The organism is Sulfitobacter sp. HI0129, from assembly GCF_001635395.1.
Classification (GTDB): domain Bacteria; phylum Pseudomonadota; class Alphaproteobacteria; order Rhodobacterales; family Rhodobacteraceae; genus Sulfitobacter.
In genome coordinates this window covers 1-6,530 of the sequence record NZ_LWGH01000293.1, presented here as the reverse complement: position 1 = coordinate 6,530, position 6,530 = coordinate 1, and the positions used below count along the sequence as shown (strand labels likewise).

The 6,530-nt window shown below is 60.7% G+C and carries 6 protein-coding genes and 1 pseudogene; 5 read left to right on the top strand and 2 right to left on the bottom strand.

Features of this window, described 5'->3' with window-relative positions; all coding sequences use genetic code 11:
* Positions 1–448 (bottom strand): annotated as a pseudogene (locus A3764_RS06505) (bifunctional metallophosphatase/5'-nucleotidase); the annotation flags it as partial.
* Positions 449–601: 153 nt separating this feature from the next.
* On the opposite strand from A3764_RS06505, the gene nudC reads away from it, so the two are divergent.
* Positions 602–1,570, top strand: a complete 969-nt coding sequence (nudC, locus tag A3764_RS06500) for an NAD(+) diphosphatase (protein ID WP_067927059.1) — start codon at positions 602–604, stop codon at positions 1,568–1,570.
* Positions 1,571–1,609: 39 nt separating this feature from the next.
* A complete protein-coding gene (locus A3764_RS06495) occupies positions 1,610–2,089 on the top strand; it encodes an SRPBCC family protein (RefSeq protein WP_067927056.1) in 480 nt (159 codons plus the stop codon).
* A 24-nt stretch (positions 2,090–2,113) separates the two neighbouring features.
* Here the strand turns inward: A3764_RS06495 and A3764_RS06490 are convergent, their stop codons facing one another.
* A complete protein-coding gene (locus A3764_RS06490) occupies positions 2,114–2,962 on the bottom strand; it encodes a prephenate dehydratase (protein ID WP_067927121.1) in 849 nt (282 codons plus the stop codon).
* Between the two features lie 139 nt (positions 2,963–3,101).
* On the opposite strand from A3764_RS06490, the gene A3764_RS06485 reads away from it, so the two are divergent.
* The 3 genes from A3764_RS06485 to A3764_RS06475 form a co-directional block, all read left to right on the top strand.
* The gene (locus A3764_RS06485) at positions 3,102–3,605 is read left to right on the top strand and encodes a c-type cytochrome (RefSeq protein WP_067927053.1); all 504 of its coding nucleotides are present in this window, start codon (positions 3,102–3,104) and stop codon (positions 3,603–3,605) included.
* A gap of 161 nt (positions 3,606–3,766) precedes the next feature.
* A complete protein-coding gene (locus A3764_RS06480; protein WP_067927050.1) occupies positions 3,767–5,701 on the top strand; it encodes an extracellular solute-binding protein in 1,935 nt (644 codons plus the stop codon).
* A 9-nt stretch (positions 5,702–5,710) separates the two neighbouring features.
* Positions 5,711–6,530, top strand: an 820-nt coding sequence (locus A3764_RS06475) for an ABC transporter permease subunit (protein WP_067951350.1), incomplete at its 3' end; no start/stop codon positions are given.

Here is a 6,530-nt window from a genome sequence, read left to right as displayed (position 1 = left end):
GCATATGCCTGTTTACAAGGGGCGATGGTCCGTCCACCTCCAGATTGCTGGCGATTAGCGGCATGGACAGATGGCGGGCCACATCGAAAAGATAGGGGAGGCCGAAGTCAAGATCGTGATTGCCCAAGCCGCAGGCATCGAATTTCAACGCGTTGAAGCTTTGCACCAATGCATGATCCGGGGTGACGGGTGCTTCGGCCAGCGTTTCGGCCAGCGGCGTGCCTTGCAGCGTATCCCCGTTGTCGAACAGCAGGCATGGGACGCCTGAGGCTTCGGCTTCCGCGCGGGCGGTTTCGATCAGTGATGCGATACCGGCAAGGCCGCCGGTGGGTGCCGGTGGTTTTCCCGGATCATTTGATCCAAGCAGATGCATATGCAGATCCGTGGTGGCCAGCACGCGGATCGTGATTTCGGAAACAGGTTCGGGGTCCGTGGAAACGGGCGGCATGTATTCTCGTTCAGCGAAAGTGGGAAATAAAATAAACAACCTTTAATTGTTTCGTTATGCTGGACCTCTCGCGAGGACGCAAGCCCGGTGCCATTGCTTTTGGCGCGATAGGCAGGCAACCGTGCAGTTCAGGTGCAATCGTGAGGCGACAGGATGAAGAATGCGGAACATGTGACGTTCGGCGGATCGGGACTGGACCGGGCCGGAGACATCCGGAACGATGCGGAAGCAGTAGCGCAGGCGCTGCGCCATGCCGGGGCCGCCGCAATCCTGTTCTGGCGCGGCAAGCCGTTGATCCGGCGGGAACGCCCGGCCACGCTTGCCCGTATACCGATGGATCATCCGGTCATTTCCGCGCACGGGGCCGATCCGATCCTGCTGGGCAGGGAAGAGGGCGCTCCGCGTTTCGCGGTGGACGTCTCCGGCTGGGTGCCGGACGATGCGGACCTTGATGCGCTGGGCGGCTTTCTCGACGCGTCCGAACAGCGCCACCCCCTGCTGGAAGAACCGCTCGCTTTTGCAGAGCTGCGGCGCACGATGACATGGCTTTCACCCCGGGATGCGGAACTCGCCGCGACGGGCAAGGCGATCCTCGAATGGCATCGGACCCATCCCTGCTGTGCCCGCTGCGGCGCGGGCACCCATGTCGCGCAGGCCGGGTGGCAGCGTGTCTGCCCCGCCTGCAGGGCCTCCCATTTTCCGCGCACCGACCCGGTGGTGATCATGCTGATCACGCACGGCAACTCGGTGCTGATGGGCCGTTCCCCCGGTTGGCCGCAGGGGATGTATTCGCTGCTGGCAGGCTTCGTCGAGCCGGGAGAGACGCTGGAAGCCGCCGTGCGCCGTGAGGTCTTTGAGGAAGCGGGCGTGCAGGTGGGCGAGGTCAGCTATCTTTCGAGCCAGCCGTGGCCCTTTCCGGCCTCGCTCATGTTCGGTTGTGAGGGCCGCGCGATCTCGAGCGGCATCACCATTGATCCGATTGAGATCGAAGATGCACTTTGGGTCAGCCGGGAAGAAATGATGCAGATATTCGCCGGCGAACACGAAAGGATCCTTCCCGCAAGGAAGGGTGCCATTGCCCATTTCCTCCTGGAGAACTGGCTTGCGGATACACTCGATTGAAGCAAGAATGACGCCAATCAAAAAACGACTGGGCAGTTCATGAAATTCTCTACCAAAGAAGATATCGAAGCACCGATCGATGCCGTTTTCGACATGTTGTGCGATTTCGAAAGCTTCGAGCGCGCGGCCATGCGGCGCGGTGCAGAGGTGCAGAGGCTGGACCAGTTTACCAAGCCCGCCGTGGGGATGAAGTGGCAGGCCGTCTTCGAGATGCGCGGGAAAAAGCGCGAGGTGGAGATCGAGATGGTCACCTTCGACCGGCCGACCGAGATGGTATTCGAAAGCCGGTCCTCCGGCCTGCTTGGCGAGATGAGCTTTGAGCTGGTCCCCCTGTCACGCAAACGGACGCGGGTGATGGTCACGCTTGAGGTCAAGCCGCTGAACCTGTCTTCGCGTCTGATGATCCAGTCGATGAAGCTGGCCAAATCCTCGCTGACCGCCAAGTACAAGCTGCGGGTCGCTGAATATGCCAATGGCATGGAAGAACGCTATCGCCGGGACACCGCGAGCCGCGCCTAGCCTGCGCGGGGGCAATGCGTGCGCTCAGACCTGAGCGCGGCCCGGATCGCTGGGGTAAACGCCCAGAATCTCCAGCATATTGGTGAAGTAGTTCAACTCTTCCAATGCGCGCTGAACCGCCGGGTCATCCGGATGCCCTTCGATATCGGCATAGAACTGTGTGGCGGTGAACGAACCGCCCACCATGTAGCTCTCCAGCTTGGTCATGTTGACACCATTGGTCGCAAATCCCCCCATGGCCTTGTAGAGCGCGGCGGGGATGTTGCGCACTTCGAAGACGAAGGTCGTCAGCATGTTTTCGCCCCGGCGCGTACCGTCCAGTTCGGGCGCCATGAGCAGGAAGCGCGTGGTGTTATGTTCGAGATCCTCGATATCCCGGGCCAGCACCTGAAGCCCGTAGATCTCGGCCGCGACCTCGCTGGCCAGAACGCCCTGCGTGCGGTCGCCCGACTGGGCTAGTTCTTCCGCCGCGCCGGCGCTGTCGGCGGCCGCTTCGGAAGTTATACCGTTCTGTTGCAGGAAGCTGCGCGCCTGAGGAAGCAGAACCATGTGCGCGCGCACGTGGCGGATGTCAGGCAGTGTCGCCCCCGGCAGGGCCATCAGCGCGATGCGTACCCTGACGAAGGCTTCGCCGATGATATGCAGGCCGCTTTCGGGCAGGAGGCGATGAATATCGGCGACCCGGCCATAGGTGGTGTTTTCCACCGGAAGCATGGCGAGATCGGCGCGGTTTTCCTTTACCGCGCGGATGACGCCTTCGAAGGTCGTGCAGGGCACGGGGACCATGCCGGGCCGCGCTTTCATGCAGGCTTCGTGGCTGTAGGCACCCAGTGCCCCCTGAAAGGCGATCCGCGGCGGATTGGTCTGTGTCATCTGCGCCCCTCGCCGGTTGTGATGCCGGATCATTGCGTTAGGTCGTTTGGTCGCGGTAAGTACATCTTGCCTGCGTGAAGGGAAAGCAATAGATACCCGCCAAGCAGATGACCCGAATTAGAGTGATGGACCCAGACGCATGTTCGATACGATGACATTGACAAAAATCGCCGCCGGCCTCTTCGGCGCGTGGCTGATCCTGCTGCTGGGCAAATGGGCGGGTGAAGAACTCTACCATGCCGAAGCGCATGGCGAAGCGTCCTATGTCATCGAAGTGGCCGACGCGGGCGGCGACGAAGGCGGTGCCGAAGTCGATTTCGCGGCACTGATGGCGAACGCCGATCCCGGCAAGGGCGAAGGCGTCTTCCGCAAGTGCAGCGCCTGCCACAAGGTCGTGGATGGTGAGAACGCGGTTGGCCCCTATCTTTATGGCGTGGTCGGGCGTGACATCGCCTCTGTCGCCGGGTTCAACTATTCCGGCGCTCTCCAGAGCCTCGAAGGTGCCTGGGACTACGAGGCGCTGAACGGGTTCCTCGAAGATCCGCGCGGCTATGCGCCCGGGACCACCATGGGCTTTGGCGGTTTGCGCAAGCCGGAGGATCGGGCGGACGTGATCGCCTATCTGGAAAGCCTCGGGGGCTGATCTTCAGCCGTTTCCGACTTCAGGGGCCGCCCGATTGGGGCGGCCTTTTGCGTTTGCGGCGTCAGATAACATATTCGCAACTTGTAACTTGGTTCGCCCCGCCGTTAGCCTACGTGATGTTTCAACCGCACTGATCGACCTTTGACATGAGGACCAGCCAGATGCCCAAAGCCGTCACCCGCGTCGCCTGCCTGCCCGGCTACGCGCGCACTTTCGCTCCGCTCACCTTCCTGCTGGCCCTGTTGTCCGCGCTGGTGCTGGCGGCGCCGCTTTTCGCGCAGGAAGAGAACATGATCCGCAGTCATGGCTATTCCTTCTATGGCGACCTGAAGTATCCGGCGGATTACGAGCATTTCGACTATGTGAACCCGGATGCCCCCAAGGGTGGTGAAATTTCGCTGTCTGCGCTCGGCACGTTCGATTCGATGAACCCCTACAGCCGCAAGGGCCGGGGCGGTGCGCTGAGTACGATCATGTACGAAAGCCTGCTGGGCGAAGGGACGGGCAATGAGCTTGCCCCGGCGGATGTCTACGGCGAAGGCTACTGCCTTCTGTGCGAAAGCCTTGAGTATCCCGAAAGCAAGGATTGGGTGATCTTCCACATGCGCAAGGACGCAAAGTTCTCTACCGGTGATCCCGTCACCGCGCATGACATTGCCTTTTCGCATAACCTCTTGCTGGATCAGGGGCTGAAATCCTACGCCGACGCGGTGCGCAAGCGCATTCCCAAGGTAGAGGTGATCGACGATTACACGATCAAATTCTACTTCACGCCGGGCATTTCGCGCCGCAGCCTGATCGATCAGGTGGGTGGCGTTCCCGCGTGGTCGAAGAAGTGGTACGAGGAAACAGGCGCGCGGCTGGATGAATCCCGGTTGGAGATTTCCCCCGGATCCGGGCCCTACATGGTAGAGTCGATCGATGTGAACCGCCGCATCGTCTACAAGCGCAATCCCGATTATTGGGGCAAGGACCTGCCTTTCAACGTGGGCCGCAACAACTTCGACAGGATCCGCATCGAATATTTCGGTGACGAGAATTCCGCGTTCGAGGCGTTCAAGGCCGGGGAATACACCTTCCGGGAGGAAGGCAATTCCAAGCAATGGGCCAGTGCCTATGATTTCCCCAAGGTCCAGCAGGGCTACGTGGTGAAGGAGGAGATCCCTGACGGGTCCCCGCCGACGCCGTCGGGGATTGTCTTCAACCTCGGTCGTGAGGTTTTGCAGGACAAGCGCGTGCGCCAAGCGCTGGCGCTGGGTTTCAACTTCGAGTGGACGAACGAATCCCTGCAATACGGGCTTTTCAAACCGCGTGCTTCTTTTTCACAGGACACGCCGCTGATGGCGACCGGGGCGCCCGAAGGCGACGAACTGGCTTTCCTGCAGTCGCTCGGTGACATTGTGCCCCCGGAATTGCTGACTGACAAAGCCGTCATGCCGCATGTCTCCGACGCGTCCCGCCTGCTGGACCGCGGCAACACGCGGCGCGCCATGAAACTGCTGGATGAAGCGGGCTGGTCCGTCGGGCCCGACGGCATGCGCCGCAATGCCGACGGTGAGCCGCTGCGTCTGAAATTCCTGCTCAATTCGGCAGGCTCCGCCACGCTGAGCGCGGTGGTGGAGAACTACATCTCAAACCTGCAGGCCATGGGTGTGGATGCGGTGCTCGAAAAGGTCGACGCCTCGCAGTACACGCTCCGCGAACGCGATCGTGACTATGACATGGTGTTCGATGGCTATGCGGCCTTCCTTGGCACCGGCACGGGACTGGCGCAGCGATACGGCTCGGAAGCGGCGGAATATTCGCTGTTCAACCCCGCCGGTCTGGCGAGTCCGCTGGTCGACGCCATCATCGAAGCCTCGCTGAACGCGGAATCCGCCGAGGAGGAGGAGGCGACCCTGAAGGCGTTGGACCGTGCGCTGCGGTATGAATTCTTCATGATCCCCGCATGGTACAAGGATAGCTATTGGGTGGCTTATTATGACCAGTACGATCATCCAGAATCGCAGCCCCCCTACGGGCTCGGTTATCTGGATTTCTGGTGGTATGACGCGGACAGGGCAGCCGAGTTGCGGGCCGCGGGCGCGCTGAGGTAACTCTCCCCCATGGGCGCCTATATCCTTCGACGGCTATTGCTGATCATTCCAACGTTGCTCGGCATCATGTTGATCAACTTCGCGCTGGTGCAATTCGTGCCGGGCGGCCCGGTGGAACAGGCCATCGCCCGTATCCAGGGCGGCGGTGATGTCTTCGAAGGGTTCGCAGGATCCGGCAACGATGCTGGCACGACCGATACGACCGCGAATGAAAACTACGTCGGCGCCCGCGGATTGCCGCCCGAATTCATCGCGGAGTTGGAAAAGGAATTTGGATTCGACAAACCGCCCGTCGAACGGTTTCTTTCGATGATGTGGAACTACATGCGCTTCGACTTCGGAGAGAGCTATTTCCGCTCTATCGGCGTGATAGACCTGATCAAGGAAAAGCTGCCGGTTTCCATTACGCTTGGCCTCTGGTCCACGCTGATCGCCTATATCGTATCGATCCCCCTTGGCATCGCTAAGGCGGTTCGGGACGGTACCAGCTTTGACACATGGACTTCCGGCGCGATCATCGCGGCCTATGCAATCCCCGGGTTTCTTTTCGCGATCCTATTGCTGGTGTTGTTCGCAGGCGGATCGTACTGGCAGATTTTCCCCCTGCGCGGGCTGACGTCTGACAATTTCGATCAGTTGAGCCCCTTGGGAAAAGTGGCCGATTATTTCTGGCACATCACGCTTCCGGTGCTCGCCTCCACGATCTCCGCATTTGCCACGCTCACCCTGCTGACGAAAAACAGCTTCCTCGACGAGATCAAGAAGCACTATGTCATGACCGCCCGGGCCAAGGGTTTGAGCGAGCGGAAGGTTCTCTATGGGCATGTTT